The 17,430-nt window shown below is 72.5% G+C and carries 11 protein-coding genes and 1 pseudogene; 2 read left to right on the top strand and 10 right to left on the bottom strand.

Translation table 11 applies throughout. The features are described 5' to 3' along the window. Window positions 1-207: hypothetical protein (locus tag FF36_RS12980; RefSeq protein ID WP_131669474.1), on the top strand; the 207-nt coding region annotated here is incomplete at its 5' end. A gap of 14 nt (window positions 208-221) precedes the next feature. Here FF36_RS12980 and FF36_RS12975 read toward each other — a convergent pair. The 5 genes and pseudogenes from FF36_RS12975 to FF36_RS37840 form a co-directional block, all read right to left on the bottom strand. Continuing rightward, entirely contained in the window at window positions 222-2,873 is a 2,652-nt protein-coding gene (locus tag FF36_RS12975) for a polynucleotide kinase-phosphatase (RefSeq protein WP_044885301.1), read from the bottom strand. After that, window positions 2,870-4,288, bottom strand: coding sequence for a 3' terminal RNA ribose 2'-O-methyltransferase Hen1 (locus tag FF36_RS12970; protein ID WP_044885300.1), 1,419 nt, complete (start codon window positions 4,286-4,288; stop codon window positions 2,870-2,872). Before FF36_RS12970 ends, FF36_RS12975 begins: the two co-directional genes overlap by 4 nt. Before the next feature lie 88 nt (window positions 4,289-4,376). Beyond that, entirely contained in the window at window positions 4,377-6,848 is a 2,472-nt protein-coding gene (locus FF36_RS34895) for a hypothetical protein (RefSeq protein ID WP_044885299.1), read from the bottom strand. A gap of 126 nt (window positions 6,849-6,974) precedes the next feature. Then, window positions 6,975-7,677: pseudogene (gene surE / locus FF36_RS12960) on the bottom strand (5'/3'-nucleotidase SurE); the annotation flags it as partial. Window position 7,678: 1 nt separating this feature from the next. Continuing rightward, window positions 7,679-7,952, bottom strand: a 274-nt coding sequence (locus FF36_RS37840) for a 5'/3'-nucleotidase SurE (protein WP_242422470.1), incomplete at its 3' end; no start/stop codon positions are given. 132 nt (window positions 7,953-8,084) lie between these two features. Between FF36_RS37840 and FF36_RS12955 the strand changes: the two genes are divergently transcribed. Beyond that, window positions 8,085-8,636: a hypothetical protein gene (locus tag FF36_RS12955; RefSeq protein WP_044885297.1), complete on the top strand. Its 552-nt coding sequence runs from the start codon at window positions 8,085-8,087 to the stop codon at window positions 8,634-8,636. Window positions 8,637-8,789: 153 nt separating this feature from the next. Here the strand turns inward: FF36_RS12955 and FF36_RS32740 are convergent, their stop codons facing one another. The 5 genes from FF36_RS32740 to FF36_RS12935 all read right to left on the bottom strand — a co-directional run bounded on the left by FF36_RS32740 (window position 8,790) and on the right by FF36_RS12935 (window position 17,410). Continuing rightward, the gene (locus FF36_RS32740) at window positions 8,790-8,969 is read right to left on the bottom strand and encodes a keywimysin-related RiPP (RefSeq protein ID WP_082121885.1); all 180 of its coding nucleotides are present in this window, start codon (window positions 8,967-8,969) and stop codon (window positions 8,790-8,792) included. Window positions 8,970-9,187: 218 nt separating this feature from the next. Further along, the gene (locus FF36_RS12950; protein WP_044885322.1) at window positions 9,188-11,803 is read right to left on the bottom strand and encodes an ABC transporter permease; all 2,616 of its coding nucleotides are present in this window, start codon (window positions 11,801-11,803) and stop codon (window positions 9,188-9,190) included. Continuing rightward, on the bottom strand, window positions 11,797-12,540 hold the full coding sequence (locus FF36_RS12945) for an ABC transporter ATP-binding protein (protein ID WP_082121884.1): 744 nt from the start codon (window positions 12,538-12,540) through the stop codon (window positions 11,797-11,799). Before FF36_RS12945 ends, FF36_RS12950 begins: the two co-directional genes overlap by 7 nt. A 212-nt stretch (window positions 12,541-12,752) precedes the next feature. Beyond that, window positions 12,753-14,786, bottom strand: coding sequence for a serine/threonine-protein kinase (locus tag FF36_RS12940; RefSeq protein WP_044885295.1), 2,034 nt, complete (start codon window positions 14,784-14,786; stop codon window positions 12,753-12,755). Between the two features lie 140 nt (window positions 14,787-14,926). After that, window positions 14,927-17,410, bottom strand: coding sequence for an ATP-binding cassette domain-containing protein (locus FF36_RS12935; RefSeq protein WP_044885294.1), 2,484 nt, complete (start codon window positions 17,408-17,410; stop codon window positions 14,927-14,929). Window positions 17,411-17,430 lie beyond the last annotated feature (20 nt).

Raw genomic sequence — 17,430 nt, 5'->3', positions numbered from 1 at the left:
GCGTTGGCCGACGGGTTCCTCGACCGGCAGGCCCCCGGGCTGATGGCCCCCGAACACACCCTGACCGTCCACCTGACCACGACCCTGCCCGACACCCCCACCGCCATCCACACCCCCGACGGCGGCCGACTCAGCCTCATCGACTCGATCCACGCCCTCCTCAATCCCGAGCCCCACCGCGGCAGCCGACCCGAAGACCAATGCTGATCAGCAGGCTGGGCTCACAGCCGCGGGTCGACCGGCTCGGATTCCAGGGCGAGCACGGCGAAGACGCATTCGTGCACCCGCCAGAGCGGTTCGCCGAGCGCGAGACGGTCGAGCGCCTCCAGCCCGAGGGCGTATTCACGCTGCGCCAGCGAGCGCTTGTGCCCAAGGCCGCGTTCCCGCAGGCGTTCCAGGTTGGCGGGCTCGGTGTAGTCCGGGCCGTAGATGATCCGCAGGTACTCCCGGCCGCGCACCTTCAGCCCCGGCTGGACGATGCCGCGGCGGCCGACGGTCAGGTTGGCCGCGGGCTTGACGACCATCCCCTCCCCGCCCGCCGCGGTCAGCTCGGTCCACCACGCGGTCGCCGCCGCGACCGACTCCGGCTCGGTGGTGTCGACGAAGATCCGCCGGGTCGGCGCGACCAGGTCGGGATCGGCGGCCACCAGCCGGTCGGCGAGGTCGAGGTGCCAGGCGTGCGGCCGCCCGTGGTGGGCCGCGCCCTCGCTCGCCAGCACCTGGAAGGGGGCGATCCGAACCCCGCGCAGGCCGTCGGTGGGCCACTGGTAGCGCCGGTAGGCGGCGCCGAAGGCGGCCGCGTTCGCCGCCCGGGATCGGGTTCGGATCAGCAGGTCGCCCACCTCCCGACCGCCCCGAGCCGCCTGCTCGAGCAGGTCCACCGCGACCGGCAGGGACGCCCGCGCCGCCGCGCCGACCGCGGCGTACTGCTCGCGCAGGAGCTGCCCGGCCTTGGCGCTCCAGGGCAGCAGTTCGGCGTCGAGCAGCAGCCAGGAGGTGTCGAGCTCGTCGAACAGCCCGGCCGCCTCGGCGGCGGCGCGCAGCCGGTCGACGAGCTCCGCGGTGAGCTCGCCGGGGAAGAACGGCCGCCCGGTGCGGGTCCACACCGCGCCGGCCCGGTCGTCGGGCGCGCCGAAGCGGCCCCGCGCCGCGTCGAGCGACCGGCACACCAGCGCGACCGCCCGCGAGCCCATGTGCTTCTCCTCGCAGACCACCGCGGCGACGCCGGCGTCGCGGTAGGCCTCGAAGGCCTGGTCGGGGTGTTCGAGCAGGTCCGCGACGGTGGAGGTGGCCACCGGGCTCATCGTCGGCGGCAGGTGGAGCAGCCACCGCGGGTCGATCGCGAACCGGCTCATCACCTCCAGGGCGGCGGCCGCGTTCCCCTCCCGCACGCTGATCCGCTTCTGGTGGCGCGTCTCGACGACCCGGGTGCCCAGCACGTCGGTGAGGTCCAGGACCTCGGGATCCCGGCGGCCCACCGCGACGGATCCCGCCGCGGGCCACTCGGCGGCGTCCGCGGCCTCGGGGTTGGCCGGGAACGGCCGCGCCGGTGCCCAGTAGACCTCGGCCGCCGGCACCGCGACGAGCTCACGTTCCGGATAGCGCAGGGCCGACAGGCTCCCGCCGAAGACGCACCCGGTGTCGACGCAGAGGGTGTTGTTCACCCACTCCGGGGTCGGTACGGGCGTGTGGCCGTAGAGCACCGTCGCCTTTCCCCGATACTCCTGCGCCCACGGGTGGCGCACCGGCAGGCCGTACTCGTCGCTCTCCCCGGTCGTCTCCCCGTACAGGCAGAGCTCGCGGACCCGCCCGGAGGCGCGGCCGTGGTAGCGCTCGGGCAGGCCGGCGTGCGCGACGACCAGCCCGCCGCCGTCGAGCACGTAGTGGGAGATCAGCCCGTCGAGGAAGCGTTCGACCTGCGCCCGGAACGGCGCCGGCTCCGTCGCGAGCTGCGCGAGCGACTCGGCCAGGCCGTGGCCGATGCGCACGTCCCGACCGCGCAGCGCCCGCAGCAGCTTGTTCTCGTGGTTGCCCGGCACGCAGAACGCCGCGCCGGCGGCGACCATCCCCATCACCAGCCGCAGCACCCCCGGGGTGTCCGGGCCGCGGTCGACGAGATCACCCACGAAGATCACTCGACGGCCGTCGCGGTGCGCGGCGCCGACCGCTCGGCCCGCCTCGTCCCGACCCAGCGTGTAGCCGAGTCGGTCCAGCAGCGCCTCCAGCTCCGCGCGGCAGCCGTGGATGTCACCGATGACGTCGAACGGGCCGGTCTCGTGCCGCAGGTCGTTGAACAGCGGTGTCCGGGTGATGCCGACGTCCGCGATCTCGCCTTCGCCGCGCAGCAGGTGGACGGTGCGGAACCCCTCGCGCGACAGCCCCCGCAGCCCGCGCCGGAGCTGGTCGCGCTGGCGGCGCACGACGTGCGGGCCGAAGTCGCGATCCGCGCGGCTGGCGTTGCGTGCCGCGCACACCCCCTCGGGCACGTCGAGGACGATCGCGACCGGCAGCACGTCGTGCTCGCGGGCAAGGGTGACCAGCGGGCGGCGCGCGTCCGGCTGGACATTGGTGGCGTCGATCACCGTCAGCCGACCGGCCGCCAGGCGCTTGCCGGCGATGTAGCGCAGCAGCTCGAACGCCTCCGGCGTCGCGGACTGGTCGTTCTCATCATCGGCGACCAGTCCGCGGCAGAAGTCGGACGAGATCACCTCGGTGGCCCGGAAGTGCGTCCGCGCGAACGTGGACTTCCCTGAGCCGCTCGCCCCGACCAGCACGACCAGGCTGAGCGCGGGAACGGCGAGCTGACGCGGCGACGGCAACGGCAACGGCAACGGCGACGGCGACGGCGACGGCTCGGTGCGGTCGGGCGTCATGCGGCCACCGCCCGGCTGAAGACGGCCAACTGCGTCGGCGGCCCGACCTCCGGGTCGTCCGGGCCGATCGGCAGGTGACGGACGGTGTAGCCGTGCTCGGCGGCCACCCGCCCGGCCCAGGCGCGCAACTGCGCCCGGGACCACTCGAAGCGGTGGTCCCGGTGGCGCATCGCCCCCGCGGGCAGCGTGGCGAAGCGGACGTTGTGCTCCACGTTCGGGGTGGTGACGAGCACCAGGGCAGGGGCGGCGTACCCGAAGACGGTCGCCTCCAGGGCGCCGAGCCGCGACGGGTCGACGTGCTCCACGACCTCCATCAGCACCGCCGCGTCCAGTCCGGTCAACCGCTCGTCCCGGTAGGTCAGCGAGGACTGGATCAGGGTGAGGCGGGCCCGCTGGGAGTCGCTCATCCGTTCCACCCCCAGCCGACTCCCCGCGATGCGCAGCGCCCGCGCGGACGCGTCCGCGGCGACGACGTGCTCGATGGTCCCCTCCGCGAGCAGGTCCCGGGCCAGCAGACCCTCGCCGCAGCCGAGGTCGCCGACCCGGCGGGCGGCATGCGACCGCAGCACGGCCAGCACCGCGCCGCGGCGCTGCTCGGCCAGGGAGAGCGGACGGTCCGGCGGGTCCAGGTCGACGGCGCCGGCGAGGGCGTCGTCGAGCTGCTCGGGCTCGGTGTCGTCCACCTCGGCGAGGCGGGCCAGTGCCGAACGGGTCAGCTCGCGGCGATGGGACAGATAACGGCGGGCGATGAGCTCGGACTCCGGATGGCTCGGCAGCCAGTCGGCACCGGCCCGTAGCAGCTTGTCGACCTCGTCACCGCCGACCCGGTAGTGCTTCGCGTCGTCCAGGACCGGCAACAGGACGTACAGGTGGTTGAGCGCCTCGGCGAGCCGGACCGTCCCGCGCAGCCGGACGTCGAGGTAGGGCGACTCGCCCCACTCGGGAACGTCGGGATCGAGCGGGCCGGTCGCCACCGCCACCTGCCAGCCGAGCGGCTCGAACAGGCGACGCGGCAGGTCCGAGCCCGCTCGGGAGGCGACCGCCGGCACGTGGATCTCCAGCGGGATGGCCGTGGCGGCGAGCTCCGGTCGCGCGTCGCACCGGCCGGTCATAGCCGTGCGGAAGACGTCCTTGAGCGCCATTGCGAGCATGCTCGACGCGGCGTACGGCCGGTCGTTGACGTACTGGGTGAGCGCGAACCCCTCCCCCGCCGGCCCGGCGCGTCCGCGCACGAGTCTGACCGGATCCACCTCGAGCAGGAGGGCGACGGTGCACCTGTCGCCGGTCGTCTCCGGGTAGAACACGTGCGCCGTGCCCATCGGCTCGGTGAACGAGTGCACCCGGTCCGGATGCTTGTGCAGCAGAAACCCGAGGTCGCGGGCCGGCGGGTGCGTCGTGGCGATGGTCAGCAGCACGACTGAACAGTCTTGCTCAGACAATCCCCCCGCGTCGCATCAGTTTTCGGCCTGCCTTGAGGGCAAGGAAGCTCCCGAACGGTCCGGATCATGCCCGGCCGGCGAGCACCGCGGCTGCCGCCGACGGCGTGCGCAGGGCGACGGGGGTGACGGCCTCGTCGAGGAGCCACACCGGCCGGTCGCCTTCGGCCAGCTCGCTGCCGAACCAGGACGGCGGACTGGCCTCCCGATCCAGGAACGCCTCCGCCTCGCGGGGTAGCCGGACGTATTCGAGGGTGCCGTCCTCACCGCGGCGGTGGTCGGTGACCGACGTGACGAGCACGCGCGCGGCGTTGGCAGCGGCGAGGAAGCCCAGCAGGGCGATCCAGACCGCGTCCGGGTCCGGCAGGGCGAGGACGACGGGCTCCACCGCCGACAGATACAGGTTGCCCTCCCTGGCTACGAGCTGCCAGAGCAGGAACGTCACGAGCCCCATCGTCCGCGTCAGCACCTCGTCCCGGGTGGCCGGATCGGCGGGATCGGCGCCGGTCACGTCGAACTCGACTCGTTCCCGCCCGCGGGGCACCCAGGTGATCTCGTTGGTGGTGATGACGGCTCCCCCGGTGGGGGTGAGGTCGTCGCGGGTGATGCCCAGCAGCTCGAGGGGGACGTGGTGGACCCGTCCCGTGCGGTGCGGGGCGAGGTGGCGCAGCCCCTGGTGGGAGGCTCCGACGTAGGGCCGCGCCATCATCTCGAGTCCGCCGACAATCTCCCGCTGCAGAGGGAAGTAGTTGAGCCTGGCACATTCCATCCACAGGCGCAGCGCCGGATGGCGGGCGGATCCGACGATCAGGTCGTTGCTGATGCCGATGTCGATCGACAGGATGTTCAGGGTGAAGCCACAGGTGGAGGCGGCGACGGCCGCGAGCAGCTCGGGGACCGAGCCGGGGTGCCCGCCTTCCGGTGATCCGGCGTCGAACCGGATGTCACCGTCGATGTAGAGACCCCCGAAGGTGTGGACGAGTTCCACCCGCAGATGATCGGTCGCGCTCGTGTAGCCGCGGGGACGCTGCTTCGCCATTTCCAGGACGTACTGCGGACGCAGGTACAGCGGATGGTCGGCGTGGAAGACCTCGTCGACGTTGACCAGCGCCACGTCGTTGTCACGGGCCCAGGTCGCCAGGGTGCGGACGTACCGGAGCGGGTCGTCCGCGCCGACCGGGGGGGCGGGCTCGGCCAGGACGGCCGCACACTGCGCACGCGGGATATCCGTCCACAGCACCACGGTGACCTGGCCCGCGTATCGGCGGGCCGCCGCGCCGTAGTTGTCGCGGAAGGCCGTCCGCGCGGGCATCGGCTGGCCCAACCAGATTCCGTGCACCACATGCGGTATTCCGACCACCTCCGGCAGCAGCGGCACCCCGGTGTCGGCCGCCTGCCCCCAGCGCCGCTCGTCCGCCGAGCGCCGCGCCCAGCTGACAGCGCCGCGGTCGGCCTCGAGGGATTCCTCCGACAACTCCTCGGCGCTCGGAACGGGGCGGGTCATGCTGATGCGGCGCAGGAACGGCGCGACATGCTCGGGCCGCAGGTTCCCGATGTCGACGCCGGCGAGGAAGGCCGGCTCCGGGGGTGGTCTGCGCAGGTCGAACAGGTCCGCGCCCAGCCTTGCGGCCAGCACCCGTTCCGCGTCGGGGGTGTGCAGCGGCGCGCAGATCAGACGGCGCAGCCAGGACAGCGTCTCGCCGCGGGGAGCCTCGAGCGGCCAGGCCGCCGGGCGGCGGTTCGCCGCCCGGCCCATCCGACCGGCCAGGTCGACGCCGCCACGCACGCTCGCCTGCCGGCGGCGCTCTGCCTGCTGGTCGGTCAGCCGGGCCTTCGCGGTACGCACCATCGCGGCGATCCGCGCGTGGCCGCTGGCCTCGCCGATGCGAGCGAGCCGCGCCGCGAGCACCGGCCAGTGGACGAGCTCCGACTCCGACAGCAGGCGTGCGGCGAGGCGGGACGGGTCCGTCTCGGGACCGCCCGGTCCCGACGGCGTCAGCACGCTGTCGAGTCGCCGGCGAATGGCCGTGAATTCCCGCTCCACGGACGGTCCGGCAGCCAGCGCGGCCGACCAGCGCCTCGCCGCCACCCGGGCGGCCCGGTCGGTGAGCGAGTCGGCCAGCCGCGACATCCGACCGACGGCCGCGGCCGCGGCGACGACCTGTTCCACGGTCAGGTCCCCGACGAGCCGGCCTGGCGCGTCGCGCGCCGTCGGGTCGAACCCGAGCGTGTGACAGGCCGCACGCACCCGGTCCGCGGCGGACTGCTCGGCGGCGGACGCTGCGCCGGTGGCGAGGGTGCGGCGCACCACCTCCGACTCTGCGAGCAGTCGCGCCGCGCGCGGCGTGTCCAGCGCCAGCGTGAGGGCGGCTCGACCCGTCAGCCGCCGGTCGAGGTCCGCCGCCGCCTGGTAGCCCGCCTCCTTCAGGTCAGCAAGGCCTCGGGCGTAGGCCACCGCCTCCGCGACCAGTGCGGTAGCCCGGGCCGCGCCCTCGGCCGAAGGCCCCTCGAGACCCATCCGGGTCAGAGTGGTCACCATGTGACAAGGAGCGCTCGGATCATCGCGCATCTCCCCTCTGCCCAGGACCGGCCCCGGATGTCGTCGCACATCTGGCACGTTCGCCGGGCACGAGGGAGTTCACGAAGCCCGAGAGAATGTCGACCGTCAGAGCATGCGGTGGAGCCAGCTCTCGGTGGAGCCGTCCACGTCCCGGTCCGCCTCCAGTGGGGTGAGGCTGACGTATCCGTCCTGGACGGCACGGGTGTCGGTACCCGCGGGAGCCGCCTGGTCGTTCGGGGTGAGCCCGATCGTGTAGGTACCCGGCTGTCCCGCCTGCCCGCTGGTCGGCGTGTAGCCAAGGTCGAGGGCCACGCCGGTATCCAGCGTGGTGGGCCGGACCCCTCTGGGGGGCAGCACCGAACCGGGTTTGCCGGTGGCGGGGTCGACGGGGCCGGCCAGGAGCGGGTAGTTGACGTTGAGACCGACTCCCGGGGGCATCAGCGCGCCGTGCTGCGACCGGCCTTCCAGCCGCGCGACGAGATCCGCCACGTAGGCGGCCGAGCTCTTCGCGGCGACGACCGTTCCCTCCCGCCAGGTGCTCGAGGTCTGCAGGCTGACCGCGATCGCGGGCACTCCGAACTCGAGCGCGGTCGCGGCCGCGTTGACGGTGCCCGAGTGGTTGACCGCCTGACCGAGGTTGTTGCCGGGGTTGATCCCGGAGACGACCAGGTCGGGCTTGGCGTTCGTGAAGACCTGGTCGAAGGCGAAGAACACGCTGTCCGAGGGTGATCCCGGGGTGACCGTCCACACCGATGGCTCGGGCTTGGCGACCGTAAGCTGCAGCGGGGGTGCGGAGATACGACCGCCCNGGCCGCTCTGGTCGGTGCCGGGTGCCACGACGACGACGTCATGACCGGCGGCCTTGAGGGCGTCGCGCAGAGCGACGATCAGTGGGGTGTCGGAGCCTCCGGTGCCCCGCCATCCATCGTCGTTGGTGAGCAGAATGTGCAACGGACGCACGGGGGTGACTCCGTGCACGGGGGCGGTCGCACCGGGACCCGCCGCCGACGCGCTCGGCGCTATGCCGACCAGGGAACAGAGGAGGGCCGCGCCGAGGACGGCCGAGATTCTGCGCTTCTTCATGCCGTGAACCTAGAGCCGGCGGGACGGCGCGTTTTCCGACTTGGAAGAACTTTCCGCAAAGAACAGCGTAACTTTTGGTTTGGAAGTACCCTGGCAGCCGCCGTTTTCTCGCCTGAGCACGATGGAGCTTGCATGCCCCGGCAGACCGGTCGTCACTGTGCACTCGTTCTTCTTGTCCTGGCCTGCATCGTCGGCTGCTCGGGTTCCGGACCCTCGGCTTCTCCCTCGCCGGCGGGTGGCAGCACCACCGCACCTGCCGGGCCGAGTCGTGTCAAGAGCTACCACAACATCGCCGAGCTGAAAGCCGACTCCGACGCGATCGTCCGAGTTCAGGCGACCGACAGGACCCAGACCACGGTCATCTCCGGCATACCATTCACGATCACCGACGTACATGTCACGGAAGTTATCCGCGGCACGTTGCCCAGCACCATCCGAATACGGCAGACCGATACCGGCGGCGTCGGCGGGGACGACATCCTGAAGCCGGGATCCTCCTATCTCCTGTTCCTGGAAAGGTTCGCACGCGACGGCGAGGACGTCACCAACCAGTACGCAGTCGTCGGCGTGGCGGCCGGGCTCTATCTCGAGGACTCGGGCCAGGCCAGCCATCAGGACACGGAATCACCGCAGCTACCCCAGGTACTCCCCGTCAGGGATCTCAAAGCACAGATCAACGGTTGACGGCGGGCCCGGTATCGCTTCCACGTCGACCAGGGCGCCGCCGGACCCAGCGACCGGAAACGGCGAGTGGCGACGGCCGCTCGCCGGCTCGTCGCCACTCGGTTCCTGCTGGTTGATGATGTCGGACTGGTGAGCTGGTGGGCTGGTGGGCTATCAGCCCCAACCACCCCAACCACCCCAACCGCCGTGGCCCCGGTGGCCCCAGCGGCCCCAGTGATGCCGGTGGCCGCCCCAACCACCCCAGCCCCAGCCTCCGAAGAAGCCGATGAAGCCGGTGGCCTTCCGGAACGATCCCTGATCCTGGAGGGCCGGCGCCTCATATGTCGCCTTCATACCTTTCCCATCCGAGTGTCGAGCCAGTCACCCTTGGGGTGCTCGGCCAGCTCTGGTGGCTGCCGTCGCTGTCCGGCCTCCGGCGTCGGCTCCCCACTCATTGACCGTGCAACTTGTGAACCTGCAACTACAAGCCTGCATCTCCGGGGTCCAGCTACGGTTCACTCACGGTTCAGTACCGGCCGGAGGCTGCGGGCGTCATCGGGCGTCATCGGGCGTCATTCGCGGACCCCGGCCAACTCCGCGGGCGGGCGGCGCAGCAGCAGCGCGGCGGGAACCAGGCTGGCCAGCACGGCGGTCGCCAGGCAGGCAAGGATGATGGCGCCCAGCGGCAGCCACGGCACGGCGACCGGCACGGAGGGCGCCAGGTCGGCGAGACCGTGGCGGGCTCCCGCAGCGGTGACGGCGGTGACGACAGCGGCGAGCAGAACGCCGACACAGGTGACCAGGACCGCCTCGATGCCGACCAGGCCGAGTACCTGGCGGCGGGTGGCACCGGCCAGGCGTACGGTCGCGAACTCCCGCGCCCGGTCTCTGGTCGCCATGACCAGTGTGTTGGCGATCGCGATGCCGGTGTAGACCAGCGCCATGCCGAGCATCGCGATCGCCCCCTGCCGGTTGGTACGGGCCTCCTGCTCGCCGGCGGCCGACAGGTAGTCGTCGGTTTCGACCACCGTGGCGCCGCCAGCCGAGGCGATCGCCGCCGCCCCGGCGCGGGCGGCCCCTACGGTGGCGCCCCCCGCGGTGACAACGCTGTCGGCCGCGAACCGCAGGTAGACGGTGTCGGCGACCTGGCTTGCGTGACCGCGCCGCAGGTCCCACGGGAGCAGGACGGTCTCGTCGAGATCGAGCTGGCGGTCGAACACCGCGACCACGCGCAGCCGCACCGGGGTCGCATCGCCCAGCCAGATCTCGGCGGTGTCACCCAGCTTCCAGCGTCCGGCCGGAACGGCGATCGTCGCCGTGCCGGTGAGATCGGCCAAATTCCCGTCGACGACGGGAAGGTCGAGCACGGTGGCGAGATCCGCCCCGGTTGCGTAGCGACCGGTCCACTCCTCGGGTTCGCCTCCTGCGCTGACGTAGACGGGGTCCTCGGTGACCGGGATGGCGGCCGCGACGCCGGGGACGGCCCGAAGGCGGGCAACCGTCGGGTCGGCGAGCCCGGCGCCGCCGCCGGGAACGGCCACGGCGTCGGCCGTGATCCGATCATGGGCGGCGCTCTGCGTGGCGGCCTGGAGGGTGCCGAAACCGGTGAGCGTCGCGCTGGCGATGCCCACGGTCACGAGGACGGGCGCCGCCGTGGCCGCGGTTCGCCGGACGGCGGTGACGGCGCTGTGGCGGGCGAGCAGGACCACCCCACCCGACGACGCGGCCAGCGGCGCGGTGAGCAGCCGCACCACCGGCGGGACGACCAGCGGAGCGAACATGGCGCAGGCCACGACCAGCAGCATCGCGGACAGCAGGACCAGGGCGATCGCGTCTGACGAATGGACGGCTGACATCGCCACGAGCATCGGCACGCAGCCGCCGAGGGCGGCGAGACCGACGACGACGCGCGCAAGGGTCATCGGCCGGGGGTCCACGGCCGCTTCCCGCAGCGCGGCGATCGGTGCCACCCGCCCGGCGCGGCGCGCCGCCAGCCAGGCGCCGAGCAACGCGACGACCAGCCCGACCCCGAATGCCGCAGCGACCGGCCAGAAGACGAACCGGGCGGTGAAGTCGCTCGGGGTGAACCCCGTCCCGGCCAGCCATCGCGCGAACCGGGGGGCGAGCATCGCGCCGAGTGCGCCGCCGACGGCCGCGGCGAGCACCCCGACGACAAGCGCCTCACCGAGCACCAGCCGGAAGACCTGGCGCGGCGTCGTGCCGGCGGCGCGCAGCAACCCGAACTCCCGACGCCGAGCGTCCACCGCGTAGGTGAACGTCCCGGACACCACGAAGATCGAGACGAAGGCCGCCAGGCCGGTGGTCGCGGACAGCAGGGCGATCGCGGTTTCCCGCCGGTCGGCGTCCGGGTCAGGCTCGGCGCGGGCTCGGCTGTTGCCGCGCAGCACCTGTACCGCGTCGCCGTCGCCGACGCCGACGGCTGCGCGAGCCTGGTCGGCCAGCGTCGGCACCGACTCGCCCGGGCCCGCGGTCAGCGCGACCGCCTCGATCCGTCCGCCGGCAAGGTCCGTGACGACCCGGTCGACCATGTACAGCGCGGCCGGTGCGGAGGTTCGCAACACCCCGCTGACGGTGAACGTCTCGGCGCCCCGAGCCGTCAGAACGGTGACCTGATCACCGGGACGGTGCGCGGTAGGCCCGCTGAGCACGACCTCCCCCTCGGTGCGCGGCGCCGCGCCCGCGACCCAGGTGTAGTTGTGCAGCCCGGCGGCGGACCAGGGGTGGACGGTGTCGCCCGGGGCACCGGCCACCACCGCGTACGCCGCGGCATCCGCAACCATGCGGACCGGGCTCGCCGCCGTCGCCGTCGCCGTAGTCGCCGCCGTTGCCGTAGTCGCCGCCGTTGCCGTAGTCGCCGCCGTTGCCGAGGAGAACATCGCGGACAGCCGGTCGACGAGATCGGCGGGCAACCCGCGCGAGCGCTGCGTTCGCACCGTCTCGGTCTCCCGGTCGTCGCCGGAGCCGGTGGTGACACTCACCGTCGTGGCGCCCGCCACGACCACATCCGGGGTGACGTACCACCTCGGGCCGGTGCCGGGCCCGCCGAGCGTGCTGACGAGGGTCAGCGCCATCGCGGCGAGCAGGGCGACACCAAGCCCCAGCGCGACGAACGTACCAACCAGGCTGCTGAATCGGGCGCGAACCGTGTGCCACGCGAGGCTCAGCATGGCGCGCACGCGGTGGCCTCGAGCCCGTTCACCCGGGCGGAGACCGTCTGCGGGGTGGGATCGTTCAGCTCGCCGGCGACCCGGCCGTCGGCGAGGAAGACCACCCGGTCAGCCCAGGAGGCGGCGATCGGGTCGTGGGTCACCATGATGATCGTCTGGCCGTCCCGGTCGACCATCCCGCGCAGCAACGCCAGGACCTCCCGGCCGGTCGCCGAGTCCAGCGCGCCGGTCGGTTCGTCGGCGAACAGCACCGAGGGCCGGGTGACCAGGGCACGCGCCAAGGCCACCCGCTGCTGCTGGCCGCCGGACAGCTCGGCCGGGCGGTGATGTGCGTGACCGCCCAGGCCGACGGCGGCCAGCACGTCGCGGACCTCACTGCGGCGCGGCCGACGGCCGGCCAGCCGCAGCGGCAAACCGACGTTGAGCTCGGCGCTCAGCGACGGCACGAGGTTGAACGCCTGGAACACGAAGCCGATCCGGTCGCGACGCAGCAGGGTCAACGCGGTCTCGTCCAGGCCGCCGATCGGCTCGCCGTCGATGAGGACCTCGCCCGTGGTCGGCCGGTCCAGCCCGGCGGCGCACTGCAGCAGGGTGGACTTGCCCGAGCCGGAGGGCCCCATCACCGCGGTGAAGGTCCCGCGGCCGAAGTCGAGGGTCACCCCGTCGAGTCCCGCCACCGTCGCCGACCTGCGGCCGTACACCTTCCGGACGTCGCGGAGCGCGACTGCCTGCGTCATGGGACCAGCGAACCAGCCCGGCGAACTCGTGGCATTGGTGCCGACAGGCATCCCGAGGGTATGGCTGGCCCCAGGGAGTCCTTGGGGTAAACCGCCGCAGGCCCGGCCGCCGGCCACCGGAACAACACGGTCAGGGCGGCGCCACGGCATTCCTCGACAAACCGTTCACCGCCGCCACCGGCACAGCTTGGAGGGCCTGGACCACAGCCGCCCTAGCCCCAGCGCTGGTAGTCGCCATTGTTGCAACCCTGGGTGTAGACGCGCCCATCGGCGTTGCTGTCCAGGCATTCACCGGTGGCGGCGTTTCGGAAGGTCACTCCAGCACTGTCGCTGGACATGGTCCAGAGCTGCGCGGCCCCGCCGTCGCAGCCGGCGGCGTACACCGTGCCCTGGTATCTGGTTCCGTCCGGCGCGGGATTCACCCTGCTGCCCACGCAGTTATTGGTCTGGAAATTCCTCAGCCGCACCCCACCATTCCCGGCCGCGTACACCCAATGCTGGTAATTACCCTGATTGCAGCCCATCGTGTAGACCTGCCCCTGCTCATTGCTGTCGAGGCAGCTATGGGTCGCGACGTCGGCGTAGGTCCTGCCGAGGCCGCCCTGCGCGGGCGCGGCGGCGGCGGCCGCGGGCGGCGCCGCGGCGACGGGACCGGCCGCGCGCGGCGGGGGCAGGGCCGTCGGGTTCGCCGCGGGCCTGGCGGCCGCCTGTGCCGGTGCCGCCGCGGACCCCGGCGCCAGCCCGGACGCCGGCGCCAGCCCGGACGCCGGCGCCAGTCCGGACGCCGGTACCGGTGCGGACCCCGGTGCCAGTCCGGAGGCCGGTGCCAGTCCGGAGGCCGGTACCGGTGTCGACGCGGATGCCGGCATCGATGTCGGTGCCGGTGGCCCGGCGCCGTCGGCGCGAGCGGAGGCACCGGGACTCGGGCTGGCCGCGGCGGCGGGCTGCCCCGCCATCGCCTGCTGGTCCCTGGCCCGTGCCTGGGTCAGGAGCCGCTTGGACGGGTCGGACGACGAGCCGGTGGTCGACACGACGGCCGCAGCCGTGGCCGCGATCAGCACGACGATGCCGAGGGCGACGACGAAGAGGCGACGTCGGTGCCGCCCGCTCGGCCCGGCGGTGGCATCCCCAGGTCGGTCGGGGCCGGAGCCGCTCGCATCGGCGTCGCCCGGCGGGGGCGATGCGGATGCCGACGGCGGCACTGGCACCTGCTCGTCCGGCACACCGTTGCCGACCGACGGGGGCGGCGTGATGTCAGGCGACGAGGTGGCGGGCGACTCGGCGGCAGGCGACTCGGCGGCAGGCGACTCGGTGCCAGGCGACTCGGTGCCAGGCGACTCGGTGCCAGGCGACTCGGTGCCAGGCGGCAGAGTGGCCGGCGGCAGGCTACCCGGCGTCAGCGTGGCCAGCGGCGGGGTGGCCAGTGGCGGGCTCGCGGGCAACCCGTGCAGGTCCGGCAGGAGAGCCTGTAACTGATCGGCCCCGGTCCGCGCCGCCGGGTCCTTGGCGAGCATGGCGGCGAGGACGGACCACAGTTCGTCGCTGAGGTTCGGCGGGCGGCCGGGCAGGAGGTCGACGTGCGCCCGCAGGATCGCCAGCGGCGCTCGCCCGGTGAACGGCGTGACCCCGCACAGCAGCTCGTAGAGCATGAGCCCCGCGGCATAGATGTCCGCGGGCGGACCGGCGACGCCTTCCTCGATCATCTCGGGTGCCATGTAGAGCGGAGTACCGAGCAGGCCCTGCCCGATGGTCAGCCGCGTCGACGCGTCCGTCAGCCTGGCGATCCCGAAGTCCGAGATCTTCGGGCGATACCCGCCGTCATGCCGGTCGAGCAGCACGTTCTCGGGTTTGAGATCACGATGAATGATGCCGAGCGCGTGTGCGGCATCGAGCCCTGTCAGAATGTCGACAATCGTCGCCACGGCTTCCGAGGGTGGGACCGTTCGGCGCCGTATCAGTTCACGACGCAGGTCGGAACCCTCGATGAAGTCCATGACGATGGCCAGGTCCCCGCGCTCGGCGACGAGATCCCGGACCCGCACGACAAAGGGTGAGTCGACCCGGAGGAGCACCGAGCGTTCCCGCATGAACCGGGCGACGATCTGCGGGTCCACCATGAGCTCCGGCAGCAGGAGTTTGAAGGCGAGCGGCGCGCCGCTCTCGTCGCGGCCCCGCCACACCTCGCCCATCGCACCCCGACCGATCACCTTGTCCAGGGTGTAGGAACTTCCCAGCCTTCTCGCCAACGCCCGCCGCCCTCCCTGCGTTCAGCATCCCAGCGGCGCGATTCTCGCAGACATACCGGTCATATGGCGCACGCAGGTCCGATCGGACGTTAACCAGCGGAAATGCCAATTCACTCACAGCCGAGACGGACAGGCGCCGGTCAGGCGCCGACGTAGGCCGCGAGGTGCTCGCCGGTGCGGGTGGAGCGGGCGGCGACGAGGTCGGCGGGGGTGCCCTCGAAGACGATCCGGCCGCCGTCGTGGCCGGCGCCGGGGCCGAGGTCGATGATCCAGTCGGCGTGGGCCATGACCGCCTGGTGGTGCTCGACGACGATGACCGACCGGCCGGCGTCGACGAGCCGATCGAGCAGGCCGAGCAGGTGCTCGACGTCGGCGAGGTGCAGGCCGGCGGTCGGCTCGTCGAGGACGTAGACACCGCCCTTGGCGGCCAGGTGGGTGGCCAGCTTGAGCCGCTGCCGCTCGCCGCCGGACAGCGTGGTGAGCGGCTGGCCGAGGCCGAGGTAGCCGAGCCCGACGTCGGCGAGCCGGCCGAGGGCGGCGTGCGCGGCCGGCGTGCGCGCCTCGCCGGCGCCGAAGAACTCCGCGGCCTCGGTCACCGACATCGCGAGCACCTCGCTGATGTCGCGGCCGCCGAGGTGGTGGTCCAGCACCGAGGCCTCGAACCGCTTCCCTTCGCACTGCTCGCAGGTGGTGGCGACGCCGGCCATCATCGCCAGATCGGTGTAGATGACGCCGGCGCCGTTGCAGGTGGGGCAGGCGCCCTCGGAGTTGGCGCTGAACAGCGCCGGCTTCACTCCGTTGGCCTTCGCGAACGCCTTGCGGATCGGGTCGAGCAGTCCGGTGTACGTCGCCGGGTTGCTCCGGCGCGAGCCGCGGATCGCGGTCTGGTCGATCGACACCAGCGCACCGACGACCGCCCCGACGACCGCCTCGCCGTCGCCGCCCCGCGTGGACCCGGCCCCCCCGCCCGCGCCGGCCGACCCGAACAGGGCCGGCAGCGACCCGTGCACGAGCGAGCTCTTGCCGGAGCCGGCGACGCCGGTGACGACGACCAGCACCCCGAGCGGGATGTCGACATCGACGTCGCGCAGGTTGTTCGCCGTCGCGCCGCGGATCGCGAGCCGCCCGGTGGGCGTGCGCACCGTCTCCTTGAGGGCGGCCCGGTAGTCGAGATGGCGGCCGGTGAGGGTGCCGCTGGCCCGCAGCCCGGCGACGGTTCCCTCGAAGCAGACGGTGCCGCCCGCCGTGCCGGCGCCGGGGCCGAGGTCGACGACGTGATCGGCGATCGCGATCGTCTCCGGCTTGTGCTCCACGACGAGCACCGTGTTGCCCTTGTCCCGCAGCCGCAGCAGCAGGTCGTTCATCCGCGCGATGTCGTGCGGGTGCAGGCCGATGGTGGGCTCGTCGAAGACGTAGGTGACGTCGGTGAGCGAGGAGCCGAGGTGGCGGATCATCGTGACACGCTGCGCCTCGCCACCCGACAGCGTGCCCGACGGCCGGTCGAGCGCGAGGTAGCCAAGCCCGATCTCCACGAACGAGTCGAGGGTGTGGTGCAGCGCCGCGAGCAGCGGCGCCACCGACGGCTCGGCCAGCTCGCGCACCCACCCGGCGAGGTCGCTGATCTGCATCGCGCAGGCGTCGGCGATGCTGATCCCGTTGATCTTCGATGATCGAGCGGCTTCGCTGAGCCGGCTGCCGCCGCAGTCGGGGCAGGTCGTGAAGATCACCGCCCGCTCCACGAACGCGCGGACGTGCGGCTGCAGCGCGTCGACGTCCTTCGCCAGGAACGACTTCTGGATCTTCGGGATCAGGCCCTCGTAGGTCAGGTTGACGTTGTCGACCTTGATCTTGGTCGGCTCCTTGTACAGCAGGTCGTGCAGCTCCCGCTTGGTGAACCGGCGGATCGGCTTGTCCGGGTCGAAGAAGCCGCAGCCGCCGAAGATGCGCCCGTACCAGCCGTCGACGCTGTAGCCGGGGACGATGAGCGCACCCTCGTTGATCGACCTGCTGTCGTCGTACAACTGCGTCAGGTCGAAGTCGGTGACCGCGCCCCGGCCCTCACAGCGCGGACACATGCCACCGGTGCGGGTGAAGGTCTTCTTCACCGCCTTGGCGGCACCGCGTTCGACCGTGATCGCACCGCTCGCCCGGACCGAGGGGACGTTGAAGGAGTACGCGCCCGGCGGGCCGATGTGCGGCCGCCCGAGCCGGCTGAACAGGATGCGCAGCAGCACGCCCGCATCGGTGACGGTGCCGACCGTGGAGCGGGCGTCGCCGCCCATCCGCCGCTGGTCGACGATGATCGCGGTCGTCAGCCCCTCGAGCACGTCGACCTCGGGACGCGCCAGCGTCGGCATGAAACCCTGCACGAAGGCGCTGTACGTCTCGTTGATCATCCGCTGCGACTCCGCGGCGATCGTGCCGAACACCAGCGAACTCTTGCCCGAGCCGGAGACGCCGGTGAACACCGTCAGCCGGCGTTTCGGGATCTCGATGCTGACGTCCTTGAGATTGTTCTCCCGCGCACCCTGCACGCGGATCAGCTCGTGGCGATCGGCAACGTGCAGCGCGGGCGACTCCGCGCCCGTCCACGTGCCCGTGCCCGTCCCCGGGGCCATGCTCATCCGCGTCTCCATCCGTCGGG

The sequence above is a fragment of the Frankia torreyi genome (genome assembly GCF_000948395.1).
GTDB lineage: Bacteria > Actinomycetota > Actinomycetes > Frankiales > Frankiaceae > Frankia > Frankia torreyi.
This window is presented reverse-complemented; position numbering and strand designations above follow the sequence as displayed.

Coding starts and splice junctions, on each gene's coding strand:
- FF36_RS12975 (WP_044885301.1), bottom strand. CDS start 2,873: ATGACGCCCGACCGCACCGAGCCGTCGCCGTCGCCGTCGCCGTTGCCG.
- FF36_RS34895 (WP_044885299.1), bottom strand. CDS start 6,848: ATGGTGACCACTCTGACCCGGATGGGTCTCGAGGGGCCTTCGGCCGAG.
- FF36_RS12955 (WP_044885297.1), top strand. CDS start 8,085: ATGCCCCGGCAGACCGGTCGTCACTGTGCACTCGTTCTTCTTGTCCTG.
- FF36_RS32740 (WP_082121885.1), bottom strand. CDS start 8,969: ATGAAGGCGACATATGAGGCGCCGGCCCTCCAGGATCAGGGATCGTTC.
- FF36_RS12950 (WP_044885322.1), bottom strand. CDS start 11,803: ATGCTGAGCCTCGCGTGGCACACGGTTCGCGCCCGATTCAGCAGCCTG.
- FF36_RS12945 (WP_082121884.1), bottom strand. CDS start 12,540: ATGACGCAGGCAGTCGCGCTCCGCGACGTCCGGAAGGTGTACGGCCGC.
- FF36_RS12935 (WP_044885294.1), bottom strand. CDS start 17,410: ATGAGCATGGCCCCGGGGACGGGCACGGGCACGTGGACGGGCGCGGAG.